This is a genomic window from Kribbella turkmenica, assembly GCF_004348725.1.
Lineage (GTDB): Bacteria > Actinomycetota > Actinomycetes > Propionibacteriales > Kribbellaceae > Kribbella > Kribbella turkmenica.
On sequence record NZ_SMKR01000091.1, the window covers coordinates 15,690 to 30,323 of the forward strand.

A 14,634-nucleotide genomic window follows, 5' to 3' on the forward strand; every position below is an offset into this window, starting at 1 on the left:
GCTCATGGCAACTGATTGCCGATGACGCCCCGAGTGGCCGTGGCCGGTGTCCACGGCCACGGGGCGTCCCACGTCCGGAACGTCGCGCGGCTGGCCGAGGCCGGCCGCGCCCGGCTGGCCGCCGTCGCCGACCCGCGACCGGCCGAGCACCTGCCCGCCGGCGTCCGGCAGTACGGCGGGCTGGAGGAGTTGCTCGCGGCGGCCGAGGCCGACGTGGTGATCATCAGCACGCCGATCCAGACGCACGTCCCGCTGGCCGAACTGGCGATGCGGGCCGGGGCCGACGTACTGCTGGAGAAGCCGCCGACGGCGTCGCTGGCCGAGTTCGAGCAGTTGTCCGCGCTGGTCGACGAGACCGGCCGGGCCTGCCAGGTGGGCTTCCAGGCGCAGGCGTCCACGGCGACGCTGAAGCTCGCGCAGATGGTGGCCGACGGCCGGTTCGGTGAGCTCCGCGGGATCAGCACGATCGGCAAGTGGGTGCGCAAGGCCCAGTACTTCCAACGAGCCCGCTGGGCGGGTCGCCGTACGCTCGACGGGGTCGCGGTGGTCGACGGCGCGGTGACGAACCCGCTGGCCCACTCGACCGCGGCCGCGCTGCTGCTCGACGGGTCGACCGGTGTGGACGACGTACGGTCGGTGGAGACCGAGCTGTTCCGGGCCAACGCGATCGAGTCCGACGACACCTCCACCGTCCGGGTCGTCACCGGCCGCGGTACGAAGATCCTGGTCGCGGTCACGTTGTGCGCCACCGAACACCTCGAGCCGGAGGTGATCGTGCACGGCTCGGCGGGTCGTGCCGTGCTGAAGTACGCCTCGGACACGCTCGAGCTGCCCGACGGGACGGTCGAGAAGCACGGCCGGGCGGATCTGCTGGAGAACCTGATCGCCCATCGCGCCGATCCCGCCGTACCGCTGTACTGCCCGCTGTCGGCGACCGGCGGGTTCACCACCGTCGTCGAGGCCGTGCGGGCCGCCGCGGACCCGGCCGAGATTCCCGCCGGACTCGTCCGGTGGGAGGGCGAGGGGCTCGAGCGGCACCCGATCGTGCACGACGTCGAGACGTGGATCGACCGCGCCTCGGACGAGCTCGCCCTGTTCGGTGAACTGGGCGCGCCCTGGACCGTCCGACCGCAACGGGAGAAGTGATGACGCAGAATCTCGGCTGCAACCACGCCGTCGGCCGGTCGATCCAGGTCACGGCAGGAGACAGCGAGCTGTTCACCTACGTCTACCGGGCGACCGACCGGCAGCTGGAGTCGCCGCGGCCGTACCTGCATCCGATCCGGACGCTCGGCGGCGACCTGGTCACCGTGTTCCGTCCGCACGACCACGTCTGGCACAAGGGCCTGACCTGGTCGCTGCCGCACTTCGGGCACGAGAACTTCTGGGGCGGGCCGACGTACTCCAAGGAGTCGGGTTACCGGCAGCTCGACAACAACGGCTCGATGGACCACGACCGGATCGACGCGCTCGACGTGTCCGACGACGTGGTCCGGTTCACCCATCAGCTCTCCTGGCGGACCCAGGCCGGCGCGCACGTCGTCGACGAGTCGCGGTCGCTGACCACCCGGTTGTCCGACGACGGCTGGGTGCTCGTCTACGAGACCGCGATGACGAACGTCTCCGGCGAGACCGTCCAGATCGGCAGCCCGACGACGGCCGGCCGGGAGAACGCCGGGTACGGCGGCCTGTTCTGGCGCGGACCGCGGTCGTTCACCAACGGGACGGTGCTGGCGCCGCAGGGGAAGGGGCGTGACGAGCTGCGCGGTCAGCGCGCGGCCTGGATGGGCTTCAGCGGCAGGCACGACGACAACGACCGTGCGTCGACGATCGTCATCGCCGATGCCGCTGACAACGTTCGGCACCCACCGCAGTGGTTCGTCCGCTCGGAGGACTTCGCCGCCGTCTGCCCGGCCCCGTTCTTCTCCGAGGAGCTCCCGTTCGAGGCCCGCTCCACCCTCCGCTTCCGGTACGCGGTCCTGGTGGCCGACGGCGCCTCGGACGACGAGCGCGCCACCGCCCTGGCCGCCCAGGTCCAGAAGGCGCTGGCCGGGTGAGGTCACGGACCGCCAGACCATCACAATCGCCGCCCACGCCGCCATCGCCGCGTAGCGCCGTGGGCAACCGCCGGATGTGATGGCCTGGCGGTTCGCGCCGCAGCGGGCCCCGGTCGCTTAGGCTCGGAGCATGCCGGAGCCGGTGCTGCAGATCCCGTTCGACGACGCGTTTCGGTTCGATCCGTCGCCCACGTTCGCCGAGCTGCGGGAGAACCGCCCGGTCGCGCGCGTGCGGACGCTGGCGGGTGCGGAGGTCTGGCTGGTGACCCGGTACGACGACGTCCGCCTGGTGCTCGCGGATCCGCGGTTCTCGCGGGCCGCGGTCGTGAAGCAGGGAGCGCCGCGGGTCGCGCTGGCCAGGCCGATGCCGGACAGTCTGACCACCACGGATCCGCCGGAGCACACGCGGTTGCGGAAGCTGGTGTCGTCGACGTTCGCGCACCGGCGGATCGAGCGGACCCGGCCGTGGGTGGCGGAGCTGTCCGCTCAGCTCGCCGACGACGTGGCGCAGGCCGGTGACGGCGCGGACGTCCGGCAACTGGTCGCGCTGCCGCTGCCGATCCAGGTGATCTGCCAACTGCTCGGCGTGCCGTACGACGACCGCGAGCAGTTCCGCGAGTGGACCGAGCTCGGGTACAGCATGCGGATGGCGGACAAGGACCTTGTCGACAACGCGATGACGAACCTGACCGCGTACATCGAGGCCCTGGTCACCAAGAAACTGGCGAACACCGACCAGCCGGCCGCGGATCTGCTCGACGAGCTCGTCCGCGCGCGGGAGGACGGCGACCGGCTGAGTCAGGACGAGCTGATCGCATTCGGCGTGAACCTGCTGGTCGCCGGCCACGAGACCTCCGCGAACCAGATCTCCAGCTGTGTCGCGACTCTCCTGCGCCGGCCGGAGAACTGGGCGAAGCTGGTCGCGGACCCCGGTCTGGTGCCGTCGGCGGTCGAGGAGTTGCTGCGGTTCAACCGCTTCAGCGAGGTCGGTCAGCTGCGGGTCGCGATCGAGGACGTCGAGCTGCACGGCGTACGGATCAAGGCCGGTGAAGGCGTGATGGCCGCGCTGAACTCGGCCAACCGCGATCCGCGCGCGTACGACGAACCCGACGAGCTGCGGCTGGACCGCACGGACAGCAAGCACCTGTCGTTCGGTTTCGGCCCGCACTTCTGTCTCGGCGCCCAGCTGGCCCGGATCGAGCTGCAGGAGTCGTTGCTGGCGCTGGTACGGCGCTTCCCGCGGATGAGCCTGGCCAAGCCGGCCGAGGAGCTCCAGTGGCGACGCGTGCTGGTCAGCGGGCTCGCAGAACTGCCGGTGAACCTCGGGCTCGGAAGCTGAGGTCCACCGGCAGCCGCGCGGTCAGTTCTGGGACGCGAACACGACTCCGTTCTCGGTCTCGTACTGCTCGATGAACCGGGCCGCCATCGGCTCGCTCGACGCGATCGCGTCGGCCAGCGTCTTCGCGGTGCGCTCACGACCGTCCGGCCAGTCGGACAGCAGGGCGTAGGCACGCATCCGCTTCTTCTCCAGCGCGGTCGGCTCCGGCTGGTCCTCGGCCGGCTTGTCGTCGTCGGCTCTGCGGGCGACCGGCTCCGGGCGCACCTGTTCGACCTTGGGCGTGGTGATCAGCGCCGGCGGCGAGATGTCGGTGGTGTCCGCGAACGGCGACGGCGGCTGCGGCTTCTGCACCAGCGGCTCGGCCTTCGGCTGCGGCGCGAACGGCTTCAGCCTGCCGTTCACGGCCGGGGACGCCGTACCGTTCGGCACGACGTGCTGCGGCTCGCTCTCGTCCTCGACGACGACCGCCTCGGCGACCGGCTCGTCGCCGTCGTCCCGGCCCGGCGTCTGGTCGACGATCGCCATCAGCTCGCCGGTCCACGCGTCCTCGTCGCGCAGCGACACTCCGGTGCTGTCCGCGCGCAACGGCCGCGGCTGCCCGCCCTCGAGCACCCAGACCGCCGCCGGTACGGCGGGCCGGTCGTCCTCGGACTGCTCCGGCGGCGGCGAGATCGCCTTGGTCAGCTTGTTGGTGATGACCTCGTAGTTGATCCGCTCCTCGAGCATCCCGGCCAGCCGGTCCGGGTCGTACGTCGTCTCGGCGATCTTGGCCAGCCGCTCGTCCTGGTGCTCGGAACGGATGTACTCGGCAACGGTCCCGGCGATCGCCTCGCGGCGGCTCCGGTTGCGGATCTGGTGCTGGGCCGCGCGCAGGCTCTCGTACAGGCCGTACCCGTGCTCGATCGCCAGCGACCGCGCCAGCCAGGTGACCTTCGGCTCGCGGACCCACTGCACGACGCCGTACACCGGGCCGGTCTCGCGCATCTGACCCGCACGCCGCAGGGCGTCCCGCCGGCGGGCCGAGCTGTGGATCAGCCACAGCACATAGGCGAACGCGGACAGGCCGCCGAAGCCGAAGGCGAGGAACCGCTCCTCCGGCCGCCAGTGGCCGACCACGTTGAAGACGACGGCGACCAGGGCCGCGAAGAACGACATCGCGCGGTAGGCGTAGGCCTGCTCACCCTTGCGCCGGCGTAGGTCGGCGAGCGCGGCGGTGGCGACACCACCGAGCTCGAGCACGGCCACCGCGGGCGTGACGAGGACGATCTTGAGGAAGGTCGAGAAGCCGGTCTCCGGCCAGGGGATGTGGGTCACGCCGGCCCAGACCTGGCCGACAAGGGCGGCCGCGGCCGCCGTCGCGTAGAAGGCGTAGGCGACCTTGTCCGCACCGGTGAGAGGTACGTTCGCCAGTTCGCCAGGACTGGTGCTGGTGGTGTTCTCCTGCAAGACGTGGTCTCCTGACCGGTTTGGGCTCTCCGGCAGTTCGTCGGGTGATGGTACGGCGGCCTCCTCCAAGGGCGCTGCAAGAGGCTACCGGTTTCCGGCCCCGAGCGGGGAGGCGAATCCGGAAACGTCTCGAACCTCCCCACTCCGGCCCGGGTTCACACCTCCGGGGTCTACCCTCGTCCGTGTGCTGGCGACGTTGCGCTCATTGCCCGACCCCGCCGCGCTGGCGACGTACCTGAGCGAGCGCTACGGGGTCGGATTCACCGGCTGCACGCTCCGCCGCTCGCTGGTGAACGACGTGTAGGAGGTCACCAGCGCGGACACCCGCTACGTCCTCAAGCTCTACCGGCATGATGGCCGCCCGGCGGACGAAATCCGTTGGGAGACAGGGCTTTCGGCTCATCTGGTCGCCCGCGGACTGCGGACGCCACGGGTCCTTCCGCTCCCGGGCGGCGACCCGGCCGGCCTGCTCGACGCACCCGAGGGACCGCGGCCGTACGTCCTCCAGGAATTCGTCGACGGCGGCGAACCGCCGTACGAGGCGGGGCTGTACCGGGAATTCGGCGTACTGATTGCCCCGTTCCACGAAATGGCCGATTCCTCTGCGCCCGAATTCCCGCGGAGCACACACCGCCTGTCGAGGAGTCTCGGCGAACTCCACCCGCAGCTTGCGTCCGCGGAGGTAGACCTGCTCCGGGACCTTGCGGGTGCTGTACGGAACAACCTCGCGCAGTACAGTCCGAGCCGCGGCATCTGTCACGGCGACGTGAGTCTCGACAATCTCCTGGTCACCGGCGACGGTCTCGCGCTGTACGACTTCGACCTCGCCGGCCCCGGTTTCCGCGCCGCCGACTTCACCGGCGTCGCGACCACGCCGTACTGGGAGGACTTCGCGGCGGGCTACCGCACCCGGCTCCCGATCACCGCCGACGACGAGGCCGCCGTTCCCTACCTCGTCATCGCGGCGCGGATCGCGAACCTGTGCTTCCACCTGGTCGACAAACCACGCTTCCGCGGCACCGAGTCCCGGACCGAAGGCTGGGCCGACCGCGAGTTGGCCGCGCTGAAGAAGGCAGCCGGGCAACTTCTCTGACGCGTCAGTCTTCATGCGTCTCACGACCGCGTGAAACCGCGGCGGTAGGCGGTGGGGGTGGTGGCGAAGGCCTTTGTGAAGTGCTGGCGGAGGAGAAGTGGGGTGGTGAACCCGGCCGCAGTGGCGATCTGACTGCTGGAACGCGAGCTGGGCGCGGCGGCCGAGACCGTCGCCCTCGAGCAGTTGATCGGCCGCGACCGCCAGGGAACGGTCTGGCGGCGCGGCTGACTCCGGTTCCTACTTCGTGCCGAAGGTGTACGTGGTGGTGGACCGGTAGGTCTCGCCCGGGCGGAGGACCGTGGACGGGAAGTTCGGGTGGTTCGGGGAGTCCGGGAAGTGCTGGGTCTCGAAGGCGAAGGCGTCGCCCTGGCGGTAGGACTTGTCGCCGATGCCCTGGAACGTGCCGTCGAGGAAGTTGCCGCTGTAGAACTGAGCGCCCGGCTCGGTGGTGTGCACGGTGACCGTGCGGCCGTCCTCGGGCTCCCAGAAGCGGGCGGCGTACCGGAGTCCGTGCCTGTCCGGCTCGTCGCCGAGGACGAAGTTGTGGTCGTACCCGCGCCCGATCACCAGCTGCGGGTGGTCGTCGCGGATCCGCTTGCCGATCGCGGTCGGCCTGCTGAAGTCGAACGGCGTACCGGCGGTCGGCGCGATCTCGCCGGTCGGGATGAGTCCGGCGTCGACCGGGGTGTACGACGGGGCGTCGAGCTGGAGCACGTGGCCGTCGATCGAGCCGCTGCCCTCGCCGGCCAGGTTGAAGTAGACGTGGTTGGTCAGGTTCACCACGGTCGCCTTGCCGGCCACGGTCGCGTGGTACTCGATCCGCAGGGTGTCACGCCGGTCCAGCGTGTAGGTGACGGTCGTGGTCAGCTCACCGGGGAAGCCCATCTCGCCGTCCGGGCTGACGTAGCTGAAGGCGACGCCGACGGCCTTGTCGCCGCGCACCACCTTCGCAGTCCAGATCTTCTTGTCGAAGCCGACGGTGCCGCCGTGCAGGGCGTTCTCGCCGTTGTTGACCGGGATCTGGTACGTCGTCCCGTCGAGGGTGAACCGGCCCTCGGCGATCCGGTTGCCGTACCGGCCGATGGTCGAGCCGAAGTACGGGCTGAGCGTCTCGTAGTCCGGCATGTTGTCGAAGCCGAGACTGATGTTCTTCGTCCGTCCGCGCCGGTCCGGGGTCTCGACCCGCTGGATGGTGGCACCCCAGGTCAGCATCGAGATGGTGACCCGGCCGTTGGTGAACGTGTACACGTCCACCTCCCGGCCGTCGGAGGTGGTGCCGAACGGGTCCTTGCGGATCTCGAACCTGCCGTGGTGTTCGCCCATGGCGGTCAACCTATCCGCCGTACCAGTGGACGAGCTGGCCTGGGCCTGACCGCTCAGGCCACCCGCGGCGGCGGCCCCCAGGCCGATGGCCCCGGCCGTCCGCAGGACCTGGCGACGGGGTAGTTGATCAGACATGACAAATCCCCTCACTGAATCGTCCGGAAGTCGGCGAGAGCACAAGGAAAGACACCGCCACCACCGACCCAGGCACGATAAGCACGCCGGTCCGGTGTTTGGAACAGTTCGTAACGGTTCGAATTCGTCCGATGACTGCACGAGCACCGAAACCCTCCGCGGCCGCTGACCGGATCGGTCCGGCGCGGGCCCCGATCGGGCCTTCTGAGGTACGGCGGCCGGCCGCGACCATGGTCGTCATGAGCCGAACCGCACTGATCGTGATCGACGTCCAGGAGTCCTTCCGGGTCCGCCCGAACTGGCAGGCCGTGAACCACCCCGACATCGCCGACCGCGTCGATCGCCTGGTCCGTGCGGCCCGGAACAAGGGCGACCTGGTGGTCTGGGTGCTGCACACCGAGCCCGGCACCGGCGGTGCGTTCGACCCGGCCAACGGCCACGTCCGGCTGATCGACGGCCTGGAGCCGCTGCCGGCCGAGCCGGTGATCACCAAGACGGCGCACAACGCCTTCACCACAACGCATCTCCAGCAGTACCTCACCCAGCACGCGGTGAGCGAGGTCGTGATCAGCGGCATCCGCACCGAGCAGTGCTGCGAGACGACGGCGCGGGTCGCCTCCGATCTCGGGTACGACGTCGTGTTCGTCACCGAGGCGACCGCGACCACGCCGTTGCCGCACTGGACGATGCCGGCCGACGCGACCCTCGGGGAGATCCTGGCCGACCCGCGGACGCTCAGCCCGGAGATCGTCACCGAGCGGACCGAGTACGCGCTGGCGGAACGGTTCGCCACCATTCGGACGCTCGACGACCTGACCACCGTCCCCGTGCCATCCTGACCGGATGAGCCCTAGGTCGTCGCCGGCCACCCAGGTCGCCTTCCTGCTGGTGCCCAAGCTGCACCTGCTGGATCTGGCCGGGCCGGCGCAGGTGTTCTCGACGGCGGACGACCTCGGGTACGGGTACCGCCTGAGCTACGTGGCCGAGACCGACGAGATCCCGACCGCCCAGGGCGTGCCGGTGAAGGCCCGGCTGGACTGGCCCGAGCTCGGTCCGGACGACCTGATCGTCGTACCGGGCTGGCGGTCGCCGCGGTTGTCGCCGGTGCCGCCGATCGGGCCGGAGACCCGGCAGCGGCTGCGCGCCCACCACGCGGGCGGTGGCTCGGTGGCCAGCGTCTGCTCGGGCGCGGACGCGCTCGGTGCGGCCGGCTTGCTCGACGGCCGGCGCTACACGACGCACCACGACCTGACCGACGAGCTCGCGGCCCGGTACCCGAAGGCGACGATCGTCCGGGACGTCCTGTACGTCGTGGACGACCGGGTGATCACCTCCGCCGGCATCGCCAGCGGGATCGACCTCGCCCTCCACCTGGTCGCGGTCGCCCGCGGCGCGGAAGCGGCCGCCCGGGTCGCGCGCGAGATGGTCGTGTACGCGCGCCGCAACGGCGACGAGTTGCAGGAGAGCGCGATGCTGCGGCATCGCGGTCACCTGAGCGATCTCGCCCACCGGGTGCAGGACGTCATCGACGCCCGGTACGCCGACCGCCTGCTGCTCGCCGACCTCGCCCGGCAGGTCGGCGTGAGCGAGCGGACCCTGACCCGGATCTTCACGTCCGCGACCGGTCTGACCCCGCTGCGCTACCAGCAACTCCTGCGCCTCGAACGCGCCGAGCACCTGATCGGCCACGGGACGACGGTCGAGGCCGCGGCGCGGGCCGTCGGCTTCGAGGACGCCCGGATGCTCCGCCGGCTCCGCTCCCGGACCGCCGAACCGGTCGCGGGGTAGGGAAAGGTCCACCTCCCCCGGGGGCTCAGTACTCCTGAGATCCGCCCGCCGTCCGGTCAGGCTCGTCCTGACCGGACGAACGAGAGGTGGGACCAAGGTGAGCAGGGGATCGGTAACTGTGCGCGTGGCACGCTGGAGTGCTACCCATCCATGGCGGGCGATCGGCCTCTGGCTGCTGCTCGTCGTGGTCGCGGTCGGGATGTCGGTGGTCGTCCCGAAGCAGCAGACGGAGAGCAGGGACACCTGGGTCGGCCAGTCCGGGCAGGCCGCCGGAGTGATCGAGAAGGCCGGGCTCGGCGACGTCCCGACCGAGACCGTCCTGCTGACCGACCCGGACGGACCGCTGGACAGGGTCGCCGCGAGTACGGCGATCGCCCAGCTCCGGCAGAAGCTCGAAGGACTGGACTCGGTCCGGACCGTCGGGCAGGCGGTGTTCTCGGAGAACGGCAAGGCAGCCCTCGTCCCGATGGAGCTGAAGGGCACCGCGGACGATGCCGCCGACAACATCGAGAAAATCGTCGCCACCACGGCCGAGGTGCAGCGGGCCAACCCGGGCCTGACCATCACCCAGGCCGGCAGCGCGTCGGTGGACGCGGGCATCTGGAAGCAGGTCGGCACCGATCTGGCCAAGGCGGAGAAGCTCAGCCTGCCGATCACGTTCGCCCTGATGCTGCTGGCGTTCGGTGCGCTGATCGCGGCCGGGATCCCGGTCCTGCTGGCATTCTCGGCCGTCGGCGCCGCCCTGGGCTTCTACGCGCCGCTGTCGTACCTGTTCCCGGACGGCGGCTCGGTGGCGAACGTCGTCCTGCTGATCGGGATGGCGGTCGGCGTGGACTACTCGCTCTTCTATCTCAAGCGGGAGCGCGAGGAGCGCCGCAAGGGCCGCACCACCCTGGACGCCGTCGAGATCGCGGCCGCGACCTCCGGGCACTCGGTCGTCGTCTCCGGCCTCGCCGTGATCGTCTCGATGGCGGGCCTGTACGTCGCCCAGGACGCGACCTTCGCGTCGATGGCGACGGCCACGATCGTGGTCGTCGCCGTGGCGGTGCTCGGTTCGCTGACCGTACTGCCCGCGCTGCTCGCGAAGCTGGGTCACCGGGTCGACCGGCCGCGGGTCCCGCTGCTGTGGCGGCTCAACCGGCGCATCGGCCCGGGTGGCATCAGCAGCCGCGTCCTGGCTCCGGTCCTGCGGCATCCGCGTGCCGCCCTGTCGCTGTCCGCGGTCGCCGTGGTCGCGCTCGCCGTACCGGCTCTCGGGATGAAGACGGAGCCGGCCGACCTGAACACGCTGCCGCAGAGCATTCCTGAGGTGCGCACGTTCAAGGAGCTGCAGGCGAACTTCCCGGCCCAGGGCGGCTTGTCGTACGACGTGGTCGCGCAGGGCGGGGACGCGGTCGCGGGACTGACCCGGTTGCAGCAGTCCGCCGTACAGAGTGGCAAGTTCGTGGCGCCGGACGACGCGATCCGGCAGGCGGACGGGACCGCGGTGCTGACGCTGGTGTCGGTGCTGCCGGAAAGCAGCGAGAACGGTGAGGGCGCGCTGAACCAACTGCGGAACGAGCTGGCCCCGGCGGCACTCGGGTCGGTCGCCTGGGCGGTCGGCGGTGAGTCGGCCGAGTCGGTTGACTATGGCAACAACCAGCGGGACAAGCTGCCGTACGTGATCGCGTTCGTGCTGGCGTTGACGCTGGTGATGATGGCGGTGACCTTCCGCAGCGTGGCGATCGCACTGGTGACGACGGTGCTCAACGTGGCCTCGGTGGCCGCCTGCTTCGGCGTACTGGCGCTGGTCTTCCAGCACTCGTGGGCGGAAGGGCTGCTCGACTTCACCTCGGCCGGGTTCGTGGTGTCGTGGATCCCGCTGTTCTTGTTCGTGATCCTGGTCGGGTTGTCGATGGACTACCACGTGTTCGTGCTCGGCCGGATCCGGGAAGGCGTCGCGGAGGGGTTGGCGCCACGGGAGGCGGTCCGCAAGGGCATCACCGAGTCCGCGGGCGTGGTCACGAGCGCGGCCGCGGTGATGGTGTCGGTGTTCGCCGTCTTCGCGACCCTCGGGATGCTCGAGATGAAGCAGATGGGGGTCGGCCTGGCCGTCGCCGTACTGATCGACGCGACGCTGGTCAGGATCGTGATGCTGCCGTCGATCATGGTCCTGCTCGGCCGCAAGGCCTGGTGGCCGAACCGCCTGCACCGGCAGGCGCCGGTGCAGGCGGAACGGGAGTTGATCACCGTCTGAGCTGCCTGCCTACCTGAGGTTGTAGGCCGCGGTCAGTTTGCCGACCGCGGTCTGCAGCCTTCCGGTGAGTAGTGCGTGCTCGGCGTCGGACGTGAGCTTCGACGTCGGCTGGTCGACGTTCTGCCCGATCCGGTTCTGTGCGATCCACCGGGCAGCACCCACCACGGCGTCATCCTGGGCGTAGGCGTCCACCTTCGTCCGCTCCAGGTACTTCCCGGACCGGGCCAGCGCGGCGAGCGCGACAGGTGCCTGCGGCCCCGACCAGTCCTTGACGTGCAGCGCGACGCTGGCGGCGACCGCTGCGGCCAGCGCGTACGGATCGCGCTTCTGCAGCAGGACGTTCCGCGCCTCGGTCAGCTTCTGGCGGGCGGTCGCCTGCGTCGTCAGACCCCAGCCGTAGGGGTACTGCGGATCGTAGGAGGCGTCCCCGACGTTCAACGGCTGCTGGTCCTCCGTCCGCGGCCAGCTGACCGGGAGACGCCCGGTGAACGGCCGCTTGCCGAACAGTACGTCGGCGACGCCCGCCCCCTCGGTTCCCGGCAACCACGACGCGACCAGGGCGTCGATCGTGCCGAGCTGGTCGGCGATCACCTGCGGCCGGCCGGACACGATCAGCACGACGCAGTCCATCGCCGCGCACACCTTGTCCACCGCGGTCTTGTCGGCGGCCGACAGCAGCAGGTCGTGACCGTTGCCGACGTCACCGATCCCCTCGGCGTACGGGCGTTCGCCGACGACCACCACGCCGACGTCGTGACCCTCCAGCGGGGCTGAGGCGTCGGCGCTGAAGGTGGCCGACGGAACCACCTGCCTGATCCCGTCCAGGATCGTCGTGCCGGTGGTCGTCGCCCCCGAGCCGCCCTGCCAGCTGATGCTCCAGCCGCCCATCTGGTTGCCCAGGTCGTTCGCGTTGCTGCCGGCCACGTAGACCTGCTTCGCCGGGCTCAGCGGCAGCAGGTCGCCGTCGTTCTTCAGCAGCACCTGGGACTTCGCCGCCGCCTCGCGGCCGACCGCGCGATGGGCGTCCGACCCGACCTCGTCGATTCGCGAGGTGTCGGCGTACGGCTGCTCGAACAGGCCGAGCTTGAACTTCTCGGTCAGGATCCGGCGGACCGCGTCGTCGATCCGGCTCAGCGGGACCCGGCCCGCGGTCACCTCCTCGGTCAGGCCCTGGGTGAAGCCCTGGTAGTTCGTCGGCACCATGATCATGTCGAGGCCGGCGTTGACCGACGTCCGGATGTCGCTCGGGTAGTCGCCCGGCAGCTGGTCGATCGCCTGCCAGTCGCTGATCACGAATCCGTCGAAGCCCATCCGGTCCTTCAGCACCCCGTTGATCAGCTCGCCGTTCCCGTGCATCTTGACCGGCGGCCGGCCGTCCAGGGCGACGCTCGAGTACGACGGCATGACCGTGCCGACGCCGAGATCCACCGACGTCTCGAACGGCGCCAGGTGCAGCGTCTCCAGTTGCTGCCGGGTGACCTCGGTGATGCCCTGGTCGATCGTGTACGAGCCGGTTGTCGACGACCCGAACGTCGTACCGCCGTCACCGACGAAGTGCTTGGCGGTCGCCAGTACCTTGTTGTTCTGCTTGAGCTGGCTGCCGTCGGCCTTGCCCTGCATGCCGGTGATCACGGTCGCCATCGACCGCACCAGTGCCGGGTCCTCGCCGTACCCCTCGTACGCCCGGCCCCACCTGTCGTCGCGGACCACGCACACGCACGGCGCGAAGTCCCAGGGGATGCCGGTCGCGCGGACCTCGGTCGCGGTCACCTCGCCGGTACGCCGGGCCAGGTCCGGATCGCGCGTCGCGCCTAGGCCGATGTTGTGCGGCAGGATCGTCGCACCGACCACGTTGTTGTGGCCGTGGACCGCGTCGACGCCGTAGATCAACGGGATCTGCAGCCGGGTCGCCTGCGCGTGCAGCTGGAAGGTGTCGATCATCGCCGCCCAGGCCGCCGGCGTGTTCGGCGTCGGCACCGAACCGCCGCCGGACAGCAGCGAGCCCAGTGCGTACGACGCGATGTCGGTGCGCGACCGGAGGGCGTTGCGCTCGGCCTGGGTCATCTGGCCGACCTTCTCCGCCAGGTTCATCCGGCCCAGCAGGTCCGCGACGCGCTTCTTGGTCGGAAGCTTGCTGTTCAGGTACGGCAGATCGTGCGCGTCGATCACGACCACGGGTTGGGTCGACGGCGGCTTCGCCCCGGTGACCGTGAGCTCGAACGGAATCGTCTCGGCGACCTCGGCGAAGCGGTCCTTGCGGGTCGCGACGTGGACGAGTTGCGACCCGCCGGACGGCGTACCGGCTGGGAACGTGACGGTGCCGTCGACGGGGGTGTAGTCGCCGGTGCCGGCGCTGCCGGTGCCGGTCTTGTAGGCGACGGTGACCGGTTCCTCCAGCGGTGCGCCGCCGGTGGTCGCGACCGCGATCCTGACCTTCGCCGTGCCGCCTTCCTTGACCGGGTAGACGCCGGCGTCGGTGATCACAGTCGCCTTCAGCGCCGGGTCGGCCTTGCCGAACACCTCGACCTGGTCGATCGCGAACTCACCCGGCGACCCGGCCGGCATGGTGAACGCGTAACCCCACATCTGGGTCAGGTTGAGCACCTGGTCGATCCCGCCGACCGGCTGGTAGTCGCTGCGGTAGACCAGATCGCCGAACGGGATCTCGACCAGGTGCCAGCCCTGCCAGTCGTCGGTGAAGCTGGTGTTCCACAGCTCGGACGCCTCGGCGTTCGCGCCGCCGTCCTTGATCTCGAAGAAGATCCGCTTGCCCGACCCCGGCGGCAGCGGCGCGGTGTTCTGGCCGTACCACCAGAACCGGATGCCCTTGTGCGCCGACCAGTCAGCGGGGTTCTGGTCGAACGTGACGTTGTGGGTGAAACCGCCCCAGCCGCTGATGTCGTAGGTCCCGTGCAGCACCTTCCCACCGGCCGGAGCGTCCGCCCGCGCCTGCAACGCCATCGTCGGCGGGTCGTCCCCGTCACTGCCCCACCCGAAGATCCCCGGGTTCGGCGGCGACGCGAACGGCTCCGCCCCCTCGAACGCCGCCAGCACGATCGGCGCCGGCTCATCCGCCGCCGCCGGCAGCGGTAGCAAGCCGGCGATCAGGGCCGCTGCCGCGACCAGCGCCGTCCGACGAAATCCAGGCAATCTCCGCATGGCCGCCCCTCAGGTCCGCGCGAGCCTCACACCCGCGTCCCGCCCCGACTCTCAGCCC

At 70.4% G+C, this 14,634-nt stretch carries 9 protein-coding genes and 1 pseudogene; 7 read left to right on the plus strand and 3 right to left on the minus strand.

Annotated features, from left to right (window positions below; translation table 11 throughout):
• The first annotated feature begins 21 nt into the window (after nt 1-21).
• From E1218_RS20845 to E1218_RS20855, 3 genes are all read left to right on the plus strand, one after another.
• The gene (locus E1218_RS20845) at nt 22-1,146 is read left to right on the plus strand and encodes a Gfo/Idh/MocA family protein (protein WP_132322658.1); all 1,125 of its coding nucleotides are present in this window, start codon (nt 22-24) and stop codon (nt 1,144-1,146) included.
• Nucleotides 1,146-2,057 (plus strand): DUF6807 domain-containing protein, encoded by a 912-nt coding sequence (locus E1218_RS20850; protein WP_132322660.1) that lies wholly within the window; start codon nt 1,146-1,148, stop codon nt 2,055-2,057. Before E1218_RS20845 ends, E1218_RS20850 begins: the two co-directional genes overlap by 1 nt.
• A gap of 130 nt (nt 2,058-2,187) precedes the next feature.
• Nucleotides 2,188-3,396: a cytochrome P450 gene (locus tag E1218_RS20855; RefSeq protein WP_132322662.1), complete on the plus strand. Its 1,209-nt coding sequence runs from the start codon at nt 2,188-2,190 to the stop codon at nt 3,394-3,396.
• Nucleotides 3,397-3,417: 21 nt separating this feature from the next.
• On the opposite strand, the gene E1218_RS20860 is transcribed toward E1218_RS20855, so the two are convergent.
• Complete coding sequence (locus tag E1218_RS20860) at nt 3,418-4,842, minus strand: hypothetical protein (protein ID WP_132322664.1); 1,425 nt, start codon at nt 4,840-4,842, stop codon at nt 3,418-3,420.
• 319 nt (nt 4,843-5,161) lie between these two features.
• Here E1218_RS20860 and E1218_RS36190 point away from each other — a divergent pair.
• Nucleotides 5,162-5,935, plus strand: a pseudogene (locus E1218_RS36190) (phosphotransferase enzyme family protein); the annotation flags it as partial.
• Nucleotides 5,936-6,172: 237 nt separating this feature from the next.
• On the opposite strand, the gene E1218_RS20875 reads toward E1218_RS36190, so the two are convergent.
• Nucleotides 6,173-7,393, minus strand: coding sequence for an aldose epimerase family protein (locus E1218_RS20875; protein WP_132322668.1), 1,221 nt, complete (start codon nt 7,391-7,393; stop codon nt 6,173-6,175).
• Between the two features lie 239 nt (nt 7,394-7,632).
• Here E1218_RS20875 and E1218_RS20880 point away from each other — a divergent pair, with 239 nt between their 5' ends.
• The 3 genes from E1218_RS20880 (at nt 7,633) to E1218_RS20890 (ending at nt 11,417) form a co-directional block, all read left to right on the plus strand.
• Nucleotides 7,633-8,232 (plus strand): isochorismatase family protein, encoded by a 600-nt coding sequence (locus E1218_RS20880; protein WP_202866117.1) that lies wholly within the window; start codon nt 7,633-7,635, stop codon nt 8,230-8,232.
• 4 nt (nt 8,233-8,236) lie between these two features.
• Nucleotides 8,237-9,181: a GlxA family transcriptional regulator gene (locus tag E1218_RS20885; RefSeq protein ID WP_132322670.1), complete on the plus strand. Its 945-nt coding sequence runs from the start codon at nt 8,237-8,239 to the stop codon at nt 9,179-9,181.
• 124 nt (nt 9,182-9,305) lie between these two features.
• On the plus strand, nt 9,306-11,417 hold the full coding sequence (locus E1218_RS20890; RefSeq protein WP_233712354.1) for an MMPL family transporter: 2,112 nt from the start codon (nt 9,306-9,308) through the stop codon (nt 11,415-11,417).
• 9 nt (nt 11,418-11,426) lie between these two features.
• Here the strand turns inward: E1218_RS20890 and E1218_RS20895 are convergent, their stop codons facing one another.
• Nucleotides 11,427-14,576 (minus strand): glycoside hydrolase family 3 protein, encoded by a 3,150-nt coding sequence (locus E1218_RS20895; protein ID WP_132322674.1) that lies wholly within the window; start codon nt 14,574-14,576, stop codon nt 11,427-11,429.
• Nucleotides 14,577-14,634 lie beyond the last annotated feature (58 nt).

Coding starts and splice junctions, on each gene's coding strand:
- E1218_RS20880 (WP_202866117.1), top strand. CDS start 7,633: ATGAGCCGAACCGCACTGATCGTGATCGACGTCCAGGAGTCCTTCCGG.
- E1218_RS20885 (WP_132322670.1), top strand. CDS start 8,237: ATGAGCCCTAGGTCGTCGCCGGCCACCCAGGTCGCCTTCCTGCTGGTG.
- E1218_RS20845 (WP_132322658.1), top strand. CDS start 22: ATGACGCCCCGAGTGGCCGTGGCCGGTGTCCACGGCCACGGGGCGTCC.
- E1218_RS20875 (WP_132322668.1), bottom strand. CDS start 7,393: ATGTCTGATCAACTACCCCGTCGCCAGGTCCTGCGGACGGCCGGGGCC.
- E1218_RS20850 (WP_132322660.1), top strand. CDS start 1,146: ATGACGCAGAATCTCGGCTGCAACCACGCCGTCGGCCGGTCGATCCAG.
- E1218_RS20895 (WP_132322674.1), bottom strand. CDS start 14,576: ATGCGGAGATTGCCTGGATTTCGTCGGACGGCGCTGGTCGCGGCAGCG.
- E1218_RS20855 (WP_132322662.1), top strand. CDS start 2,188: ATGCCGGAGCCGGTGCTGCAGATCCCGTTCGACGACGCGTTTCGGTTC.